This window comes from Cypionkella sp., assembly GCF_028290025.1.
Taxonomy (GTDB): Bacteria; Pseudomonadota; Alphaproteobacteria; order Rhodobacterales; family Rhodobacteraceae; genus Cypionkella.
This window is the reverse complement of the sequence record NZ_JAQGKQ010000035.1, coordinates 1-16,780: the sequence shown is the minus strand read 5'-3', so window position 1 is coordinate 16,780 and position 16,780 is coordinate 1. Positions and strand designations below refer to the sequence as shown.

Annotated in this window: 21 protein-coding genes; 12 read left to right on the top strand and 9 right to left on the bottom strand. The window is 58.1% G+C overall.

What is annotated here, in order from left to right:
* The 11 genes from JWS10_RS04505 (at position 1) to JWS10_RS04460 (ending at position 7,615) form a co-directional block, all read left to right on the top strand.
* Positions 1-540, top strand: coding sequence for a hypothetical protein (locus tag JWS10_RS04505; protein ID WP_299505174.1), 540 nt, complete (start codon positions 1-3; stop codon positions 538-540).
* Complete coding sequence (locus JWS10_RS21225; protein WP_366943513.1) at positions 509-868, top strand: Com family DNA-binding transcriptional regulator; 360 nt, start codon at positions 509-511, stop codon at positions 866-868. Before JWS10_RS04505 ends, JWS10_RS21225 begins: the two co-directional genes overlap by 32 nt.
* Positions 865-1,683 (top strand): DNA adenine methylase, encoded by an 819-nt coding sequence (locus tag JWS10_RS04500; protein WP_299505173.1) that lies wholly within the window; start codon positions 865-867, stop codon positions 1,681-1,683. The genes JWS10_RS21225 and JWS10_RS04500 overlap by 4 nt, the downstream gene beginning before the upstream one ends.
* 188 nt (positions 1,684-1,871) lie before the next feature.
* Positions 1,872-2,687 (top strand): TIGR04255 family protein, encoded by an 816-nt coding sequence (locus JWS10_RS04495; protein WP_299505171.1) that lies wholly within the window; start codon positions 1,872-1,874, stop codon positions 2,685-2,687.
* Entirely contained in the window at positions 2,680-3,330 is a 651-nt protein-coding gene (locus JWS10_RS04490) for a hypothetical protein (protein ID WP_299505170.1), read from the top strand. The genes JWS10_RS04495 and JWS10_RS04490 overlap by 8 nt, the downstream gene beginning before the upstream one ends.
* A 15-nt stretch (positions 3,331-3,345) precedes the next feature.
* Complete coding sequence (locus JWS10_RS04485) at positions 3,346-3,861, top strand: hypothetical protein (protein ID WP_299505169.1); 516 nt, start codon at positions 3,346-3,348, stop codon at positions 3,859-3,861.
* 243 nt (positions 3,862-4,104) lie between these two features.
* Entirely contained in the window at positions 4,105-4,608 is a 504-nt protein-coding gene (locus JWS10_RS04480) for a YbjN domain-containing protein (protein WP_299482909.1), read from the top strand.
* Between the two features lie 88 nt (positions 4,609-4,696).
* The gene (proC, locus tag JWS10_RS04475) at positions 4,697-5,509 is read left to right on the top strand and encodes a pyrroline-5-carboxylate reductase (protein ID WP_299505168.1); all 813 of its coding nucleotides are present in this window, start codon (positions 4,697-4,699) and stop codon (positions 5,507-5,509) included.
* The gene (locus JWS10_RS04470; RefSeq protein WP_299505167.1) at positions 5,506-5,853 is read left to right on the top strand and encodes a tRNA-binding protein; all 348 of its coding nucleotides are present in this window, start codon (positions 5,506-5,508) and stop codon (positions 5,851-5,853) included. The genes proC and JWS10_RS04470 overlap by 4 nt, the downstream gene beginning before the upstream one ends.
* Positions 5,853-6,797 (top strand): D-glycerate dehydrogenase, encoded by a 945-nt coding sequence (locus JWS10_RS04465; protein WP_299505166.1) that lies wholly within the window; start codon positions 5,853-5,855, stop codon positions 6,795-6,797. Before JWS10_RS04470 ends, JWS10_RS04465 begins: the two co-directional genes overlap by 1 nt.
* Before the next feature lie 161 nt (positions 6,798-6,958).
* A complete protein-coding gene (locus tag JWS10_RS04460; protein ID WP_299505165.1) occupies positions 6,959-7,615 on the top strand; it encodes a sulfotransferase family 2 domain-containing protein in 657 nt (218 codons plus the stop codon).
* Here the strand turns inward: JWS10_RS04460 and JWS10_RS04455 are convergent.
* The 9 genes from JWS10_RS04455 to JWS10_RS04415 form a co-directional block, all read right to left on the bottom strand.
* Complete coding sequence (locus JWS10_RS04455) at positions 7,612-9,795, bottom strand: 3-hydroxyacyl-CoA dehydrogenase NAD-binding domain-containing protein (RefSeq protein WP_299505164.1); 2,184 nt, start codon at positions 9,793-9,795, stop codon at positions 7,612-7,614. The genes JWS10_RS04460 and JWS10_RS04455 overlap by 4 nt on opposite strands.
* Positions 9,792-10,778 (bottom strand): cupin domain-containing protein, encoded by a 987-nt coding sequence (locus JWS10_RS04450; protein ID WP_299505163.1) that lies wholly within the window; start codon positions 10,776-10,778, stop codon positions 9,792-9,794. The genes JWS10_RS04455 and JWS10_RS04450 overlap by 4 nt, the downstream gene beginning before the upstream one ends.
* Entirely contained in the window at positions 10,760-11,230 is a 471-nt protein-coding gene (locus tag JWS10_RS04445) for a cupin domain-containing protein (protein WP_299505162.1), read from the bottom strand. Before JWS10_RS04445 ends, JWS10_RS04450 begins: the two co-directional genes overlap by 19 nt.
* 15 nt (positions 11,231-11,245) lie before the next feature.
* The gene (locus JWS10_RS04440; protein ID WP_299505160.1) at positions 11,246-12,457 is read right to left on the bottom strand and encodes an acetyl-CoA C-acetyltransferase; all 1,212 of its coding nucleotides are present in this window, start codon (positions 12,455-12,457) and stop codon (positions 11,246-11,248) included.
* 9 nt (positions 12,458-12,466) lie between these two features.
* Positions 12,467-13,102, bottom strand: coding sequence for a glutathione S-transferase family protein (locus tag JWS10_RS04435; protein ID WP_299505159.1), 636 nt, complete (start codon positions 13,100-13,102; stop codon positions 12,467-12,469).
* Positions 13,103-13,200: 98 nt separating this feature from the next.
* Entirely contained in the window at positions 13,201-13,413 is a 213-nt protein-coding gene (locus JWS10_RS04430; RefSeq protein WP_299482885.1) for a hypothetical protein, read from the bottom strand.
* A gap of 30 nt (positions 13,414-13,443) precedes the next feature.
* Entirely contained in the window at positions 13,444-15,216 is a 1,773-nt protein-coding gene (locus JWS10_RS04425; protein ID WP_299505158.1) for an acyl-CoA dehydrogenase C-terminal domain-containing protein, read from the bottom strand.
* Positions 15,217-15,262: 46 nt separating this feature from the next.
* Positions 15,263-15,658 (bottom strand): MerR family DNA-binding transcriptional regulator, encoded by a 396-nt coding sequence (locus JWS10_RS04420; RefSeq protein WP_299482879.1) that lies wholly within the window; start codon positions 15,656-15,658, stop codon positions 15,263-15,265.
* A 111-nt stretch (positions 15,659-15,769) separates the two neighbouring features.
* Positions 15,770-16,168, bottom strand: a complete 399-nt coding sequence (locus tag JWS10_RS04415; RefSeq protein WP_299505157.1) for a MerR family DNA-binding transcriptional regulator — start codon at positions 16,166-16,168, stop codon at positions 15,770-15,772.
* Positions 16,169-16,284: 116 nt separating this feature from the next.
* Between JWS10_RS04415 and JWS10_RS04410 the strand changes: the two genes are divergently transcribed.
* Positions 16,285-16,719, top strand: coding sequence for a PaaI family thioesterase (locus JWS10_RS04410; RefSeq protein ID WP_299482873.1), 435 nt, complete (start codon positions 16,285-16,287; stop codon positions 16,717-16,719).
* Positions 16,720-16,780: the final 61 nt, after the last annotated feature.

Genomic DNA, 16,780 nt, shown 5'->3' with positions numbered 1-16,780 from the left:
ATGCAGGTTTGCTACGATTTGGAAACAGGCGCGGTCAAATTCACGGTTGACGGTGATAAAATCCCACCCGCTTTGGCCGACGATAATTGGGTGGCAACCTCAGAGGTTAACCTTGGCGACCTTACCGCGTGGCGCGTGATGGACGGCGTGCTTGTGCTGTTTGATTTGGAGCCGATGCGGCTGGCATTTCGGGCGGCGGTGAACGTCAAGCGGTTGGAGGTTATCACCGCAGGCACAGACGTCACAGTCACGGGCCACGGCATGGTAGCTTTGCAGGGCAGGCCAGAGGATCAGACCAGCCTTCAGGGCCTCGCGTTCGGGGCCCAGCTGCGCCTTGGTATCGGCGACAGCGCAACGCTCATGGACTTCCTAGACCGCGAAAACGTGCTGCACCAGCTCGTGCCGATGCAGATGCTGGAGCTTTGGCAAATGGGTGCCGGGTTCATCTCGGCGATCTACGCGCGCTCCTGGGCGATCAAGGAAATGGACCCTTCGACAACCGACATCGATGATCCATCGCTATGGTCTGTCGGGCCGTGAAACGACCGGCCTTTTAAGGAGGTCGGAGGGTGCTTCAACACCCCCCAACACGGGGACAAACTTTACAGGCAGGCCCCCGCCGACCAAATCAAACTTATGGCCGCTCCACCCCTCGAGAGGCGCGGCAAAAGTGGGTCTAATTTTCGTGCCAGATCAAGAGATTCGTTGCTGCGCATGCGCGCGGTTGCTATTTAAAATGCAGGCAGGGGCGCTGGTTGGTGCCCTTTCCCTGAAATGCCCGCGTTGTCGGGCTTTCAACCACCTGAGGCCACCGAGCCCGAACCCAGAGCGCCCAGCTGCGCCAAACCTGCTCGGAGCCGAACCTTGAAGCCAGTTACCCTCTCGCCGATCACGCCCGCCCGCCCGGTTGCCCCGTGGCTGGGGGGCAAGCGCAACCTCGCCAAACGCATCTGCGCGCTGATCGATAATGACACCCAGCACCGCACCTATGCCGAGCCTTTTGTGGGCATGGGCGGCATCTTTCTGCGACGGACACGATGTCCGCAGGCAGAGTTCATTAACGATCGCGGCCGCGACGTCTACAACCTGTTTCGGGTGCTTCAGGAGCACTACGTCGCCTTCCTCGACATGCTGCGCTTCCAGATCACGACGCAGGCCAATTTCAACCGGCTGGTTGATGTGGACCCCGAAACCTTGACCGATCTGCAACGCGCAGCGCGCTTCCTTTATCTGCAAAAGCTGGCGTTTGGCGGCAAGGTTTCAGGCAAGAACTTCGGCCTCTCAACCGACCGGCCGGGGCGCTTCAACCTGACCACACTCGAGCCAGATCTCGAGGCCCTGCACAGCCGCCTTTCGGGCGTGACGGTGACCTGTCTGGACTTTGCCGACTTCATCCGGCGCGTCGATCGCACCGATGCGCTGTTTTATCTCGATCCGCCCTATTGGGGCTGCGAGGGCGATTACGGCAAGCATCTCTTCAGCCGTGAGCGATTCGAGGAACTGGCGACGGTGCTTGGCGGTTTAAAGGGGCGTTTCATCCTGTCGCTGAACGACGTCGAGGGCGTGCGGCAAACCTTCCAAGCCTTCCGTTTCCGCGAGGCGAAGACCACCTACACGATCGCAGCCAAGGGCGCGGCTCCGGAGCGGGCGGAAGTGCTGATTTCCAACTACGAGCTGCCGTAGATAGCAGATTGACACATGGCTCAGTTGCTCTGGTGGCATTGTAAGTGCAAGGGACGCTGCAAAGCGCCTCTTGCACTGCCAAAATACCATTTGGTTGCAAATTGTAGGTTGCCCGCATACAGAAACGCAGACAAGAATATGTTGGCGTTATTGCTTCGATTAGATTCTCGTGATTCAGGAGTAAATTTTTGACTTGGGCCCCGCTACATCTTTCTCATGCCGTTGAGCGCGTTAGGTTCGAAATTGTTTTCTCCGAACCGCTTCCAACGAAGCTTGTTGATGCGATTGGTTTGGCGCTGGACGCAAGACGGACAGAGCTGCGTTTTGAAAACCGGGAACCGATGCACGTGCAGAACTTCGTTGTTGGAGGAGATATTCACTCTCAACCTGTTCATTCGCAGGTCCAATCTGGTTGGCAGGCTATAAGGAAATCGTCGCCGACTGTTGCGATGGAAGCTGTCGTATTGAATAGTGGTCGGCTGGTGTATGAGTCGACGGACTACCGTGGTTGGGTGAAGGCTTTTTCAAGATTCAAAAATGTTTGCTCAAGCATGCTTGAAGACGCAGGCCGTGCAGTTAACGCCTCTGCAGTCGTGCATGACTACATGGACAGGTTCATCTTTGATGGGCCTGCCAACTTGTCGACGCCAACTGATCTGATAAGGCACGGTGTATTGGCACTTATGCCGCAGAGCGTCTTAAGCGGAAACGAAATGTGGCATACCCATCGAGGATGGTTTGAACATTTGCACGGAGAAAAATATCTCATAAATCAGAATTTGGACGCGCAGGACGGTACGACGCCGTACGGGAAAATTGCTCGAAGCATACAAATTTACACTAAGCTTGAGCTTAGGGCTGAGGCAAAGGGTCTTGATCTCACCTCACTTCCATCCAAATTTGATATCATGCATAACAGATGCAATCAGTTGGTCGGGCTAGTGATCACTGAAAAAGCTGCCGACAAGATCGGATTGCTGAAAGGGAGTGACGCAAATGTCTAGCAACCTCGCCTCAACGGCTCGTGAGTTCAATTTCTTTCTGCCTAGCGCTTTTGCCGTGATGTTTGCTACGGCAGCATTTGGCGCAAGCAACTACCCTGATCGAGCACCTCGAAAAAGCGACTTCACCGTTCTCAGTGTTAAGGAGCCGTCAACCAATTCTCGGCAGTTTCAGGTAAATCGGAACGCGGAGCTAAGTACTATATTGCCGAACACTGATTCAGATCAGGAGGTCTTGCCCGATGGCATCTTGAGTGATCTTGGTGTGAACTGGCTTGTCCGCGCGGATTTTCCAAACAACTGGATCGAGCTAGTTCAGGAACTTGAGAGCTTTTCGACCTTCTCTCCCGGTTGGCATGGTGACGGTTCAATGGCACTCACTCAGGACACCGAAAAAGACGCTCGCACGCTGTTGCATAAACTGGCGTGGGCAAACCCGGCTGGGTTTTTGCCTATGGTGGGTATGGACAGTGAGGGATCTATCGTACTGACCTGGGATAACCAGAAAATTGTCGGAAGTCTGTCGGTATTTGGGGACGGTACTTTTGCTTATTATATTGAGCGCGGCGGTGAGGTGCGCAAAGATGGTGCCACCGACCTGACATTACCTTTGCCAGAACAGTTCCTTTCGATATTGGCAGCATGATCTGCGGAGTTTTTTGTGGTCGATGATACGGATATTGTTTTGCGGATGGTTTGGCATCCGTGCCATTTCGACGGAGACAAACTGAAAACTTCTGCATTTGAACCGGGTGACTTGGTCCCTGATAATGATGACACTGGTCAGCCCCGCTACGTCAGCACAGACAGGCTAGCAGGCGTTCAGCAAGGATCTGTGGACTGGCGTATCAATCAGCAGCAGCGCGATGGCAGAGATGTAAGGCTAGAAAGATTGAAGCCCCGATTTGTTGAATTTCTCTGTGGCGATATTCGGTCGCTTGCGGACGAAGCCGGGCAGTATCTATTTTTCGTAAAGCATTTGCCCGTAGCTGCGGGCGAAGAGGGCAAAGATAGCCCGGAAAATCCTGCGCACTGCGGAATACTTAGTACCAGTGCAGCTCCGGATTCCAAAAAAGAAAAACGAGAAAAGGTTGAGGCGCTGCGTACAAAGCTGCTGCAAATCAAGCGCGGGACGCTGTCTTATGAATCTATGTTCTTATCGGCTTTGGCGAGCTAAACGGACACTAAGGCCCTTTTTTCCGAAAATCGCGTTGCTGCAGACTCTGCTGTCAAACTCTGCCAACTCGGCTGTCACGCCACAATGTTGTCCACAGAAGATTTCACCATAACCATATTTACAGGCTTCCCCCGTCGTCTCACTATATTTAGTAAGGTCGCAGTCGGGTTTACGCCGTTAGTGGCCGGGCGCCCAATCCTTAGGGGTTTTTGACCCTCTAGGGCTTTATAATGAGGCCGGTCGATGTCATTCTCCGAAGATTACCTGCTGAGTGACGATCTCCATCCGATCGACATCGTGGAAAATCTTGCCACTCGCCATGCTTGGGAGTTCGACCGTGTCACTGATGATCAAATCGCGATGGCGGTTGAGGGCCAATGGCGCACCTACGCCCTGACCCTCGCTTGGTCGTCGCAGGACGAAACCCTCCGTCTGATCTGCACATTCGAGATGGAGCCTCCAACCGACAAGATGGGTGCGCTGTATGATGTGCTGAACCGTTGCAATGACATGGTGTGGACCGGTGCATTTACGTATTGGTCCGAGCAAAAGTTGATGGTTTGGCGCTACGGACTTTGTCTCGCCGGTGGGCAGATGGTGGTGGCAGAGCAGATTGACCAGCTGATTTCCGCAGCCATCACCGCGTCAGAGCGGTTCTATCCAGCGTTCCAACTGGTGTCTTGGGCCGACAAATCCCCCGCCGATGCGATGAAAGTTGCGATTGCCGAGGCTTACGGCCGCGCCTGAACCGCGCCAGATTTCTCGCCAGCACGCGCGCTTTCCGATTCAATATATCAGCAAAGCCCACTAACCTCTTGGCAAAAGGGAGTGTGCGATGACGCTGGATGTGATTGCCCGCGATGGGCTTGTGCTGTTGGGTTGCGGCAAAATGGGCACCGCGCTGCTCACCGGTTGGTTGGCGGCAGGCGTGCCTGCGACGAGCGTTTGGGTGATTGAGCCGCATCCGACCGAGTGGCTGAAAACCACTGGCGTGCATCTGAACCAAGGCATGCCGAAAGCGCCCGCCGTGGCCTTGCTGGCTGTCAAACCGCAGATGATGGGCGCGGCTCTGCCCGCCCTGCAAGCCTTGGGCAATGGCAAAGCTCTGTTCGTTTCCATCGCGGCAGGTACCTCGATAGCAACGTTTGAGGCAGCGCTCGGGGATCGCACCCCCATTGTGCGCACCATGCCGAACACTCCTGCGATGGTCGGGCGCGGTATTACCGGCATCTGCGCCAACGCCCATGCGGGGGCCGAAGGGCTGGCCTTGGCGCATCAGTTGATGCTTGCGGTAGGGCAGGTTGTGGAGCTTGACGGCGAACATCAGATTGACGCTGTTACAGGCGTTTCCGGCTCCGGTCCTGCCTATGTATTCCATTTGATCGAGGCCATGGCCGCAGCGGGCGAGGCCGAAGGTCTGCCCGCTGAGATCGCGATGAAACTCGCGCGGGCGACCGTTTGTGGTGCGGGCGAACTCGCCCATCAATCCACTGAGCCAGCCAGCCAGTTGCGCATCAACGTAACCTCGCCCGGCGGCACCACGGCTGCAGCTTTGGCCGTGCTGATGAACGCTGAGACCGGCTTTCCGCCCCTGCTGAAACGCGCCGTTAAAGCCGCCGCCGACCGTGGCAGAGAGCTAGGCAAATGACCGAAACGGCCCAAATCACCTACACCCAATTTGAACAAGTCGATATCCGCGTTGGCCGCATCACCCGCGCCGAGCCGTTCCCCGAGGCGCGCAAGCCTGCGATCAAACTCTGGGTGGATTTTGGCGGCGATATTGGCGAAAAACGATCTTCTGCGCAGCTTACCAAGCACTACACACCGGAGGGCCTGGTCGGGCGGCAAGTGCTGGCCGTGGTCAACTTCCCGCCGCGCCAGATCGGAAAGGTAATGTCCGAAGTGCTGGTGCTTGGCGTGCCCGACGCCGACGGTGAAGTTGTGCTGATCGGCCCCGGCCACGACGTGCCATTGGGAGGTAAACTGTTCTGATGAACCTGCTGATCACCCGCCCGCTGCCCGACCCCGTAATGACCGCCGCCTGCGCCCGCTTTGACGTGACTGCTCGCGACAGCACCCTGCCACTCTCCGCCACGGAGCTGCGCGCTGCCCTTACCGACTACGACGTCGTGCTGCCGACGTTGGGCGATCTCTTCACCGCACAAGTGTTCGCCGATGTCCCCGCGCCGCGCGCCAAATTGCTCGCCAATTTCGGCGTCGGCTTCAACCATATTGACACCAAAGCCGCCGCCGCCCACGGCATCGCTGTCACCAACACTCCCGGCGCTGTCACCGATGCCACCGCCGATATTGCCCTGACTCTGCTGTTGATGACGGCCAGGCGCGCGGGCGAGGCGGAGCGGATGCTGCGTGCAGGTCAGTGGCAAGGCTGGCATCCAACGCAAATGCTCGGCGCGCAAGTTTCGGGTAAAACCGTCGGCATCATCGGCATGGGCCGCATCGGTCGCGCCATTGCGCAGCGTTGCCACTATGGCTTTGGCATGAACGTGATCTTTCATAGCCGCTCGCGCACTGACGCGGGGTTGCCCGCACAGCAACTCCCCATGGCGCAGGTGCTGCAAGCCGATTTCGTGGTGATTTCAGTACCAAGCGGCCCTGCAACCCATCATTTGATCAACGCCGAAGCCCTTGCGCAAATGTCCCCACATGGCATCTTGATCAACATCGCCCGCGGTGACATCGTCGATGAAGCAGCCCTCGCTACAGCACTGCAATCGCGCCAGATCGCGGGCGCTGGCCTTGATGTCTACGAGAATGAGCCGAGCATCACCCCAGCCCTGCTCAGTATGGAGAACGTCACCCTGCTGCCCCATCTTGGCACAGCCGTGCTGGAAACCCGCACCGCGATGGGCATGATGGCCGTCGCCAATTTGATAGCGCATCTTGATGGGCAACCCCTGCCCAACCCTGTTTAGCCCATGGTCATCCGCTCTGCTCAAACATCCCCGCCGAAGGCTTCTGAGAGTGCCGCAGCAGCCTGCTGCGAAAATCTTGCGACCAAGATGAATGCAAAGCACCAAAGCCGGGTGAGCGGGCTCGATGCCCGCGATAACGGCTCCAACTTGCAGGTCACGCCATGATCATCTCCCGCGGCCGACGCTTCATCTTCGTGCATATCCCGAAAACCGGCGGCACCGCGCTGACGCTTGCACTGGAAGATCGCGCGAAGAAGGATGATATCCTGATCGGCGATACGCCGAAGGCCCGCGCGCGCAAGGGCCGGTTGGTGGGGGTGAAATCGGCGGGTCGGCTGTGGAAACACTCCACGCTTTCCGACATTGCGGGCCTTGTCACCGATGATGAGATTGCCGATTTCTTCACTCTGACCCTTGTGCGCAACCCTTGGGATCGCGCCGTCAGCTATTACCACTGGCTGAGGAGTCAAAATTTTGCCCACCCCGCCGTGGGTCTGGCAAAGTCACATGATTTCAGTGGCTTCCTGAACCACGCCCAAACCCGCACTGCCTTCCGGCTCTGGCCCTACACCGCCTATATGCGCGACCGTTTGGGCTTTCAACGCGCCAGCCTGTACGCCCGGTTAGAGCAACTGGAAACCGATCTCGCACCGTTTGAGGCGCATCTCGGTTTCCGGCTGACGCCCTTACAACATGCCAACGCCTCCGACCGCGCCCGCGATTGGCGCGGATTCTATTCGGATGCCGACGCCGATCTGGTTGCCCAAATCAGCGCCGAGGATATCATCCGCTTCGGCTATCGCTTCGATCCAGACTAAGCCGCCTTTTGCGCCGCAAACCGCCCGTAAAAGCTTTCGCCTTTGGCTGCCATTTCACGCAGCAGGGCAGGGGCTTCAAACCGCGCGCCAAACCCTGCGACCAACTTTTCGCAAATCTCAACCGCGCGCGGCGCACCGATGATATCCAGCCACGAGAACGGCCCACCCGACCACGGCGCAAAGCCCCAGCCCAAGATCGCCCCGACGTCGCCTTCCCGAATATCGGTCAACACGCCGTCCTCCAACGCCCGCACCGCTTCCAGCACTTGTGCCATCAGTAAACGGTGCTGAACGGTGGTCAATTCCGGGTCGGATCCATGCGGATATTGCGCCGCGAGACCTTCCCACAGATCTTCGCGTTTGCCTGCGGAATCATAGGCATAGAACCCCGAATTGGATTTCCGACCCATCCGGCCCTGATCTGCCATCCAGAACAACACCACATCCACCGCGCCATCCGGGTAAGCTTCACCCATCGCGGCTTTGGTCGCCTTGGCAATTTTCACGCCCAGATCAATCGAGGTTTCATCGACCAGTTGCAGCGGCCCCAAAGGCATCCCCACCAGCTTCGCCGCATTCTCGATCAGCGCAGGCTCGACCCCTTCCGCCACCATGCGAATGCCCTCGTTGATGTAAGGAATGATGCAGCGATTGGCATAAAAGAACCGCGCATCGTTCACCACAATCGGCGTTTTGCGAATGGCGCGCACAAAATCCAGCGCCTTGGCCACAGCCACGTCTCCGGTTTGCTTGCCCCGAATAATCTCCACCAAGTTCATTTTATCGACGGGTGAGAAGAAATGGATGCCAATAAACTGCTCCGGCCGCGCGCTCGCCTTCGCCAGCATTGAGATCGGCAAGGTGGAGGTGTTGGAGGCATAAATGCACTCCGCCCCCACCGCTGCTTCAACCTTAGCCGTCACCTCTGCCTTCACTTTCGGGTCTTCAAACACCGCCTCGACCACCAGATCACAGCCAGCCAAAGCCGCATAATCCGTAGTCGCCAAAATCCGGTCCAACACTTCCGTCTTTTTCTCCGCCGTCACTTTGCGGCGCTGAATGCCCTTGTCGAGTAGGTCCGCGGAATGCGCCTTGCCGCGATCCGCGCTTTCTTGTGCGGCATCAATCAGCACCACCTCAATCCCCGTCAGCGCCGCGACATAGGCGATCCCAGCCCCCATCATCCCGGCACCAATCACGCCCAGCTTTTTCACCGACTGATCGGCGACCGAGGGCCGGTTCGCGCCCTTCTCCAACGCCTCTTTGTTGATGAATAAGCTGCGGATCATCGCCGACGACGACGGGTTTAAAAGCACCGAGGTGAACCACCGCGCCTCGATCCGCAAAGCCACATCGAACGGCACCAAAGCGCCCTCATAAACCGCCGACAGCAAAGCCTTGGCCGCCGGATAAACCCCCATCGTCTTGCCCAAAACCATCGCGCTTGCGCCAACGAACGTCATAAACCCCGCCGGGTTATACGGCGCACCACCGGGCATTTTGTAGCCCTTGTCGTCCCAAGGCTTGACCAGATCGGCGTCTTTCGCGGCCAGCACCCATTCCTTCGCCCGCGCCAAGAGCTGATCAGGAGCCACCACCTCATCAATCAACCCAGCCGCCTTCGCAGACTTTGGGTCGGACAGTTTGCCCTCTAACAGGAACGGAGCCGCCATCATCGCGCCCATCTTGCGCACCAGTCGCGTGGTCCCGCCAGCGCCCGGAAAAATCCCCACCATAATCTCTGGCAACCCGATTTTCGCCTTCGGATTATCCGCCGCGATGATGCGATGACACGACAGAGGCAGTTCCAACCCGATGCCCAAAGCGGTGCCCGGCAGCGCCGCCACAATCGGTTTGCCGCCCTTCTTGGTCTTCGGGTCCATCCCTGCCAATTCGATTTTCCGCAGCACCTTGTGCATCGTCATCACGCCATCGAAAATCGTCTGCGCCCCACCCGCACGCATTTCGGCGATGACGTTCAGATCCATCCCGCCGGCAAAATCCTTCTTTCCGCTCGTGATGATGATCCCCTTCACCGCAGCGTCGGCCAACGCCTGATCCACCAGATCGCTCAACAGCCCAAACGCCGCCGTCGACATCACATTCATTGACTTCGCCGCCACATCCCAAGTGATTGTCGCCACGCCGTCGCCATCTGTGGTCATTGTGAAATCGGTCATGCGCGCGCTCCTGCATTGCGGGGACGGCCAGCCGCGTCGGTGTAATGCCGCGCCGCGCCGTCTTTATGGGTGATCAGATCGTGATCGGGATAATGAATGGTGTCGCGCGGCAATCGCGTGCCGAGCACGAGATAAACCGCGTCAGCCTCGCTGCGATTTTCCAACTGGTGGCCAATCGCAACGCCCGCAGGCCAGCAAATCATCTGGCCGGGAGTGAGCTCGGTTTCGGTATCTTCAATCAGCGTCGGCTGACCTGACAGCACGAAAATCAACTCATCTTCCGCCTCATGCCAGTGCCGAAAGCTGGATTTCGCGCCAGAAGGCAACCTCTCCAGATGCGCGCCGATCTGCGAAAGCCCGCCGACATCGCCTAAAATCGAGTGCCAGTAATCGCCCAAGCCGCCGCCCAGCACCGGATGGACATAAGCTTGCGCGTGTTGCCAAACTCGGCTCTCAGCAGGCAGCAGATTGGGCCGCGCCGAGCCGTCAAACGGCTGCCCCCATACAGGCGGCAATCCCAGCAATTCTGCTGGCAAATCCCCGCCGCGCAGCCTCACACCGTCGGCATCTTCGACCCGCCATTCAGTCGCAGTGTTGATCTGCTTTCGCCCTGAGTCTGGGTAGGTACAAACGTCGCCCTGCACCCGTGAACCCGCGATCAGATAGCGCAGCGGTGCATCGGAACGATTGCCCACCCGATGCCCATTCGACGCACCATGCCGCCAACAGATTGCATCGCCAGCCTGCAAATTATGCATCCCTGCATCATCATGCAAGCTGCCAAGCCCTTCCAGCACATACAGAAACTCATCCTCAGCCGAGTGCCAGTGCCGATCCGAAGACCATGCCCCCGGAGCCAAAGTTTCAACATAAGCGCCGAACTGGCCAATCCCACCCGCCTTTGACAGATGCAGCGTGCTTACGCCGTCGCGCTCGGTCAAATCGGCTAAAGCTGCATCGACAATCACCGCGCGCCCTCCCATTTGCTACCATCTTTGTAGGTATAATTGGCCTGCCCAGCCTCAACCGTCAGCACCAAATCTACTTCGGAATAGGTCACCACCTCGCGCTTGGCCTTGCTGCCCACTACCAAAAACCGTGCCTCCGCATCCGAGCGGTTGATGAACTGATGCCCGTCCGGCACATTCGCCGGAAACGCCGCGCAATCGCCCGCAACCATCAGGGTTTCGCCTGCATCCTGCATCAGCACACACTCGCCCTGCGTCACCATAACGAACTCGTCTTCAGCCAAATGCCAATGCCGCAATGACGACAGCGTTCCCGGCGGCAAGATCACCAGATTAACCCCAAATTGGGTCAGCCCGCCCGCCTCGCCCAACCGAAGACTGCTGCGCCCCGCCACCATTTCGGCGTAAGGCGGCGGATAAATCGAGCCGGTTTTCACCGGAACCTTGCTCATATCCAGCTTTGGCATCACGCTTCCTCCTCGTCACAGCCGCTCAATAATAGTGGCCGCTCCCATGCCCGAGGCGATGCAGAGTGTGGCCAACCCCACCGATTTTCCGCTGCGTTCCAGCTCGTCGAGCAGCGTGCCGATGATAATAGCCCCCGTCGCGCCCAGCGGATGCCCCAAAGCAATCGCGCCGCCATTGACGTTGATCAAACTTGGATCAACCCCGAACGCCTGCTGAAACCGCAGAACCACGCTTGCGAAAGCCTCGTTGACCTCAAACAGATCAATATCGCCAATCGACATCCCGGCATCGCGCAGGATTTTCTCGGTCACTGGCACCGGGCCGGTCAGCATGATCGTCGGATCCGTCCCGATTTTCGCCGTAGCACGGATACGCGCCCGAGGTTTCAAGCCATGCGCCTGTCCAAACTCTGCATTGCCGATCAGCAAAGCCGCCGCGCCATCAACGATGCCGCTCGAGTTGCCCGCATGATGAACGTGATTGATCCGCTCCAGATGCGGATATTTCATCAGCGCGATCTTATCAAAACCGGGCATCGTCTCGCCCATATCCTTGAACGCCGGTTTCAGCGCCCCGAGAGTGGCCATATCAGTGCCGGGCCGCATGTATTCGTCGCGATCCAGAATGGTCAAGCCGTTCTGATCCTTGATAGAAATCACCGATCCCGCAAAGCGCCCATCCGCCCAAGCCGCCGCTGCTCGTGCCTGCGATTCCACGGCCAGAGCATCCGCCATCTCACGCGTAAAGCCATATTCGGTGGCGATAATATCCGCCGAAATCCCTTGCGGCACGAAATAGGTTTTCATCGCCAAACCCGGATCAACCGCAATCGCAGCGCCGTCCGAGCCCATTGCAACCCGGCCCATCATCTCCACGCCGCCTGCGATATAGGCTTGCCCCGCACCGCCCTTGATCTGGTTGGCGGCAAGGTTCACCGCCTCCATCCCAGAGGCACAAAACCGATTGATCGCCAAACCGGGGATCGACTGATCCAAGCCCGAAGCAAGCACCGCCGAGCGTGCCAAACAGCCGCCCTGCTCGCCAACTTGGGTGACATTGCCCCAGATCACATCCTCAACCGCGTGGCCGTCCAGCCCGTTACGCTCGCGGATTGCATCCAGAATCTTCGCCGAAAGCGTCACCGCCGTCAGCTCGTGCAGAGCCCCGTCCGGGCGACCCTTGCCACGCGGGCTGCGCACGGCGTCATAGATTAAAGCGTCGGTCATAGTGCCTCCTTAAGCCCGGTCAGACGGTTTGCCGGGCATCAGATCATAGGGATGTTTCCAGCCCGGCACCGCCGCAATGCGGTCCAGCCAAGCGTCAATATTCGGCCAATCCTTGCGGTCAAACCCAAACGGCTCGGGGTAATAAAGATAGCCGCACAGCGACAGATCAGCGATGGTCATCGCTTCACCCGCCGCCCATTTGCGCCCCTCAAGATGGCCGTTCAAAATGGTGTAGGCCGATTTCAATCGCGCTTGCAGGAACGGGATCACCCCCTCGGGGCGCTTGTCGTCGCTGACAAAGTTGGTCAAGAACCGCACGATACCGATCTGCGTTGAGAACTTGTGATTGTCCCAAAACATCCAGCGCAACACCTCGCGCCGCTCTGCCGCCGACTTGCCGCCCAGCTTGCCGGATTTGGAGCTGATAAAATCGAGGATCACTCCCGATTGCGTCAGCGTGGTGTCGCCATCAACGAACACTGGTGCTTCGCCCATCTCATTGATGGCGCGGAACTCAGGCGTGCGGGTTTCGCCGTTAAAGAAATCAACAAACACCGGCTCCCATTCGATATCGGCAAAGGTCAGCGCCAGCGCGACCTTATACGCATTACCAGATTCGCCAAAGCAGTAGAGTTTTGCGGTCATCACGTTCCCTTTCCGGGGAAGGGCGGAGCGAGGGTTTCACACCCCCACACCCCCGTGGAATATTTAAGCCAGTCTGGAAGTTAGGCGAGTATGAACCTTCAGGTCTTGCGCGCGTCTACCTCAGAGTTAAACAGCCGCAGCCGATGTGTCAGATTGTCGTGGTTGATCACTGATGAGTAATTCTCAAACAGAAACGACAGCGCCTCGCCCTCATCCAAGCCCGCCTCTTTGGCGAACGTCTTCAGGCGGCGATAACCGTCTTCGGTCATCGCAACCGGAAAGCGGCGGGTAAGGCGGAAACGTTTCGGCATGGGATGGACTCCTTTGACCTATGCGTCAGCTTAGAACGCCTCAGCCGCCAACGCCATCACCGGATCAGCGCCAGATTCAATGCGGGCCAAATGCATCGCCGTGGCGGGCAGCTGCCGCAGCATATAATAGCGCCCGGTCGCGAGTTTCGCATTGAGGAAATCGGCATCGCCACCGGTATCCAAGCCCGCGAAAGCCGCTTTCGCTATCTTCGCCCACATCAGCCCCAGACATGTATGCCCGAGCATGGTCATGAAATCATAAGACCCCGCCAGCGCCGCATTCGGGTTCTTCATGCCAGCGTTCATAAAGAACATCGCCGCCGCCTGCACATCCTTTGACGCCGCTTTGAGCGGGTCAAGATAGGGCGTCATCCGCGCATCCGTTTCATTCGCCTTGATGAAATCCTTCACCAGCGCGAAAAACGCCATCACATGCTTGCCGCCATCGGTGGCGAGCTTGCGCCCCACCAAATCCAACGCCTGCACACCATTCGCGCCCTCATAAATCTGCGCAATCCGGGCGTCGCGGACAAACTGCGACATGCCAGAATCCTCAATATAGCCATGCCCGCCCCAAACTTGTTGAGCCTGCACCGCCATCTCAAACCCTTTGTCGGTCTGGAAGCCTTTCAGCACCGGGATCAGCAGGGAAACCAACCCCTCTGCCGCCGCATCACCGCTGCGTACCGATTGGTCGATCATTGAGGCCGCCCAGAACGTAAACGCCCGCGCGCCTTCGACAAAGCTTTTCTGATCCATCAAGCTGCGGCGAATATCAGGATGCACGATCAGCGGATCAGCCGGGCCGCTCGGGTTCTTTGCCCCGGTCACATCGCGCCCCTGCAAGCGATCCTTCGCATAGGCCAGCGCATTTTGATACGCAGCCTCGGCCACCGCATAGCCTTGCAAGCCCACGCCCAACCGCGCCTCGTTCATCATGGTGAACATCGCGCGCATCCCTTTGTGCAGATCGCCGAGCAGGTAGCCCACAGCACCGTCGTAGTTCATCACGCAAGTTGCGTTGCCGTGAATCCCCATCTTTTCTTCGAGTTTCCCCACCGATACGCCATTGCGCGCACCCAAAGTGCCGTCCGCATTGACCAAAAACTTCGGCACGATAAACAGCGAAATCCCCTTGGTGCCCTCACCCCCACCAGGAGCCTTCGCCAGCACCAGATGGATGATATTTTCGGCCAGATCGTGCTCGCCCGCCGAGATGAAAATTTTCGTGCCCGAAATCTTATAGCTGCCATCCGCCTGCGGTTCAGCCTTGGTGCGCATCATGCCCAGATCGGTGCCGCAATGCGGCTCGGTCAGGTTCATCGTGCCAGTCCAGTCGCACGAAATGATCTTCGGCAAATACGTCGCTTTCTGCTCTGCCGTGCCGTGCTTATGGATCGCCGAGTAAGCCCCGTGGGTCAGCCCTTGATACATGTTGAACGCCATATTGGCCGAGACAAACATCTCACCCACCGCCGTCGCCACGACATAGGACAGACCTTGGCCGCCATACTCCGGGTCGCAATCGAGCGCCGTCCAACCGCCTTGCTTCACCGTATCAAACGCCGCCTTGAAGCCCGCAGGTGTGCGCACCACGCCGTTTTCCAACACGCAGCCGATCCGGTCGCCCACTGCATTTAGCGGAGCCAGCAGGTCAGTGGCAATCTTGCCAGCTTCCTCTAGCACCGCAGCGGTAAAGCCCGCGTCCATATCGCTGTAGCCGGGAATATCCGAACCGCTGATCGCCAGCACATCATGCAAAAGAAACTGCATATCTTTGACGGGGGCTACGTAGACGGTCATCGGGGGTCACTCCTCAATCGGCTTCATGCGTGGTGCAAAGCAGGCTTTATTCGGCAGCATCGCGAAACGCGCTCAAAGCCGCAGCAGCGCCCTGTAATTCGGTTTCCAATTCGGCAATGGCAACGCTCAGCTCATCTCGCTGGGCCTTCATCTGCTCCAAACGATTCTGCCCCAGATCAAAAGTTCGGGCCAGTTGCGCTTGGTTGCTGCCATTTCTGTTATACATATCAAGCAACTGGCGAATGTCTTCCAAACTGAAACCAAAGCGTTTGCCGCGTAAGATCAACTGCAAGCGGGCGCGGTCTTGCTTGGTGTAAAGCCGTCTGCTGCCCGCCCGGATCGGCGACAACAACTCTTTGGTTTCATAAAATCGCAAAGTGCGGGCGGTCACTTGATAGGTGTCACACATTTCACGGATGGTCAGGGTTTCAACTGTGGTCATGTCATTCTCGCGGCAAAGGATGCCGATTACATAAGGTGATAATGACCGTATAGTAGTGAAGTTGACGTTAACGTCATGTAACGTAACGTCAACAAACCGCATGACGTGGTGTCAACTTTGCGCAGCAGTCACTGCGCGAAGTCGCTCAATCTCTGCCGCCGCAGTCTCGCGCAGCGCCCGCAGATCAGTGATCGAGCTTTGCAGGTCGGCCTGCTGCCGTGTGAGATCCGCCAGTTGACGATCCGCCATATCCAGCCATTGCTCCAACTGAGTTTGGGTGCCCTTCTGGCGATAGATCAGCAGCCATTGCCGGATTTCCTCAAGACTAAAGCCAAACCGCCGCCCGCGCAAAATCAGCGTCAGCCGCGCCACCTCACGCGCGCCGTAAAACCGCGCGCGGCCTTGCTTTTCCGGGGCCAGAAGTTCGATATACTCATAGTAGCGCAGCGTGCGCGGCGTCACATCGAACTTTGCGCACATATCCTTAAAAGTCAGACGAACTTCGGTCATGGACGGCCCCCTAAACGTCAGACTAGGCGCTGGTGGCTTTTGGTGCAAGAAGCGCCCGCATCGTAGTGATCGACGCAACCCCTTGCGCTTGGCCGCAGAGCCGAGATTATAGCCGCATGACAGATATCCTGACCATCGCCCGCCAATTCATCCAAGCCCTGCCGTTCTCGCGCGCGCTGGCGATGGATCTGACCGAACTTGGCGCGGGCAGCGCCACCATCACGATGCCATGGGACGCGCGCTTTGTCGGTGATCCAGCGACGGGCGTGTTGCATGGCGGTGCGATTTCGGCGCTGATGGATACCGCATCGGGCGCGAGTGTGATGAGCCATCCTTCCGCGCCAACCTCGACCGCTACGCTCGATCTGCGCATCGACTATATGCGGCCCGCAACCCCCGGCCAGACCATCACCGCGCGGGCGGAGTGTCATCATGTCACCAGGTCGGTGGCCTTCGTGCGCGTGGTGGCTTGCGACGATGACACAAGCCGTCCCGTCGCTATGGGGACCGGTGCTTTCACCTTGGACCGACCGAAAGGCGATCTGCCATGAAACGCCCGGAGCCAGTGCAGGTAATCAAATCCCGCCGCGACAGTGCCTTAGCGGCGCTGGT

What these genes read in the sequence shown, in the direction of transcription:
- JWS10_RS04505 (WP_299505174.1), top strand. Translation starts at nt 1, where the DNA reads ATGCAGGTTTGCTACGATTTGGAAACAGGCGCGGTCAAATTCACGGTT.
- JWS10_RS21225 (WP_366943513.1), top strand. Translation starts at nt 509, where the DNA reads ATGATCCATCGCTATGGTCTGTCGGGCCGTGAAACGACCGGCCTTTTA.
- JWS10_RS04490 (WP_299505170.1), top strand. Translation starts at nt 2,680, where the DNA reads ATGTCTAGCAACCTCGCCTCAACGGCTCGTGAGTTCAATTTCTTTCTG.
- JWS10_RS04480 (WP_299482909.1), top strand. Translation starts at nt 4,105, where the DNA reads ATGTCATTCTCCGAAGATTACCTGCTGAGTGACGATCTCCATCCGATC.
- proC (WP_299505168.1), top strand. Translation starts at nt 4,697, where the DNA reads ATGACGCTGGATGTGATTGCCCGCGATGGGCTTGTGCTGTTGGGTTGC.
- JWS10_RS04470 (WP_299505167.1), top strand. Translation starts at nt 5,506, where the DNA reads ATGACCGAAACGGCCCAAATCACCTACACCCAATTTGAACAAGTCGAT.
- JWS10_RS04465 (WP_299505166.1), top strand. Translation starts at nt 5,853, where the DNA reads ATGAACCTGCTGATCACCCGCCCGCTGCCCGACCCCGTAATGACCGCC.
- JWS10_RS04460 (WP_299505165.1), top strand. Translation starts at nt 6,959, where the DNA reads ATGATCATCTCCCGCGGCCGACGCTTCATCTTCGTGCATATCCCGAAA.
- JWS10_RS04455 (WP_299505164.1), bottom strand. Translation starts at nt 9,795, where the DNA reads ATGACCGATTTCACAATGACCACAGATGGCGACGGCGTGGCGACAATC.
- JWS10_RS04450 (WP_299505163.1), bottom strand. Translation starts at nt 10,778, where the DNA reads ATGGGAGGGCGCGCGGTGATTGTCGATGCAGCTTTAGCCGATTTGACC.
- JWS10_RS04445 (WP_299505162.1), bottom strand. Translation starts at nt 11,230, where the DNA reads ATGCCAAAGCTGGATATGAGCAAGGTTCCGGTGAAAACCGGCTCGATT.
- JWS10_RS04440 (WP_299505160.1), bottom strand. Translation starts at nt 12,457, where the DNA reads ATGACCGACGCTTTAATCTATGACGCCGTGCGCAGCCCGCGTGGCAAG.
- JWS10_RS04435 (WP_299505159.1), bottom strand. Translation starts at nt 13,102, where the DNA reads ATGACCGCAAAACTCTACTGCTTTGGCGAATCTGGTAATGCGTATAAG.
- JWS10_RS04430 (WP_299482885.1), bottom strand. Translation starts at nt 13,413, where the DNA reads ATGCCGAAACGTTTCCGCCTTACCCGCCGCTTTCCGGTTGCGATGACC.
- JWS10_RS04425 (WP_299505158.1), bottom strand. Translation starts at nt 15,216, where the DNA reads ATGACCGTCTACGTAGCCCCCGTCAAAGATATGCAGTTTCTTTTGCAT.
- JWS10_RS04420 (WP_299482879.1), bottom strand. Translation starts at nt 15,658, where the DNA reads ATGACCACAGTTGAAACCCTGACCATCCGTGAAATGTGTGACACCTAT.
- JWS10_RS04415 (WP_299505157.1), bottom strand. Translation starts at nt 16,168, where the DNA reads ATGACCGAAGTTCGTCTGACTTTTAAGGATATGTGCGCAAAGTTCGAT.
- JWS10_RS04410 (WP_299482873.1), top strand. Translation starts at nt 16,285, where the DNA reads ATGACAGATATCCTGACCATCGCCCGCCAATTCATCCAAGCCCTGCCG.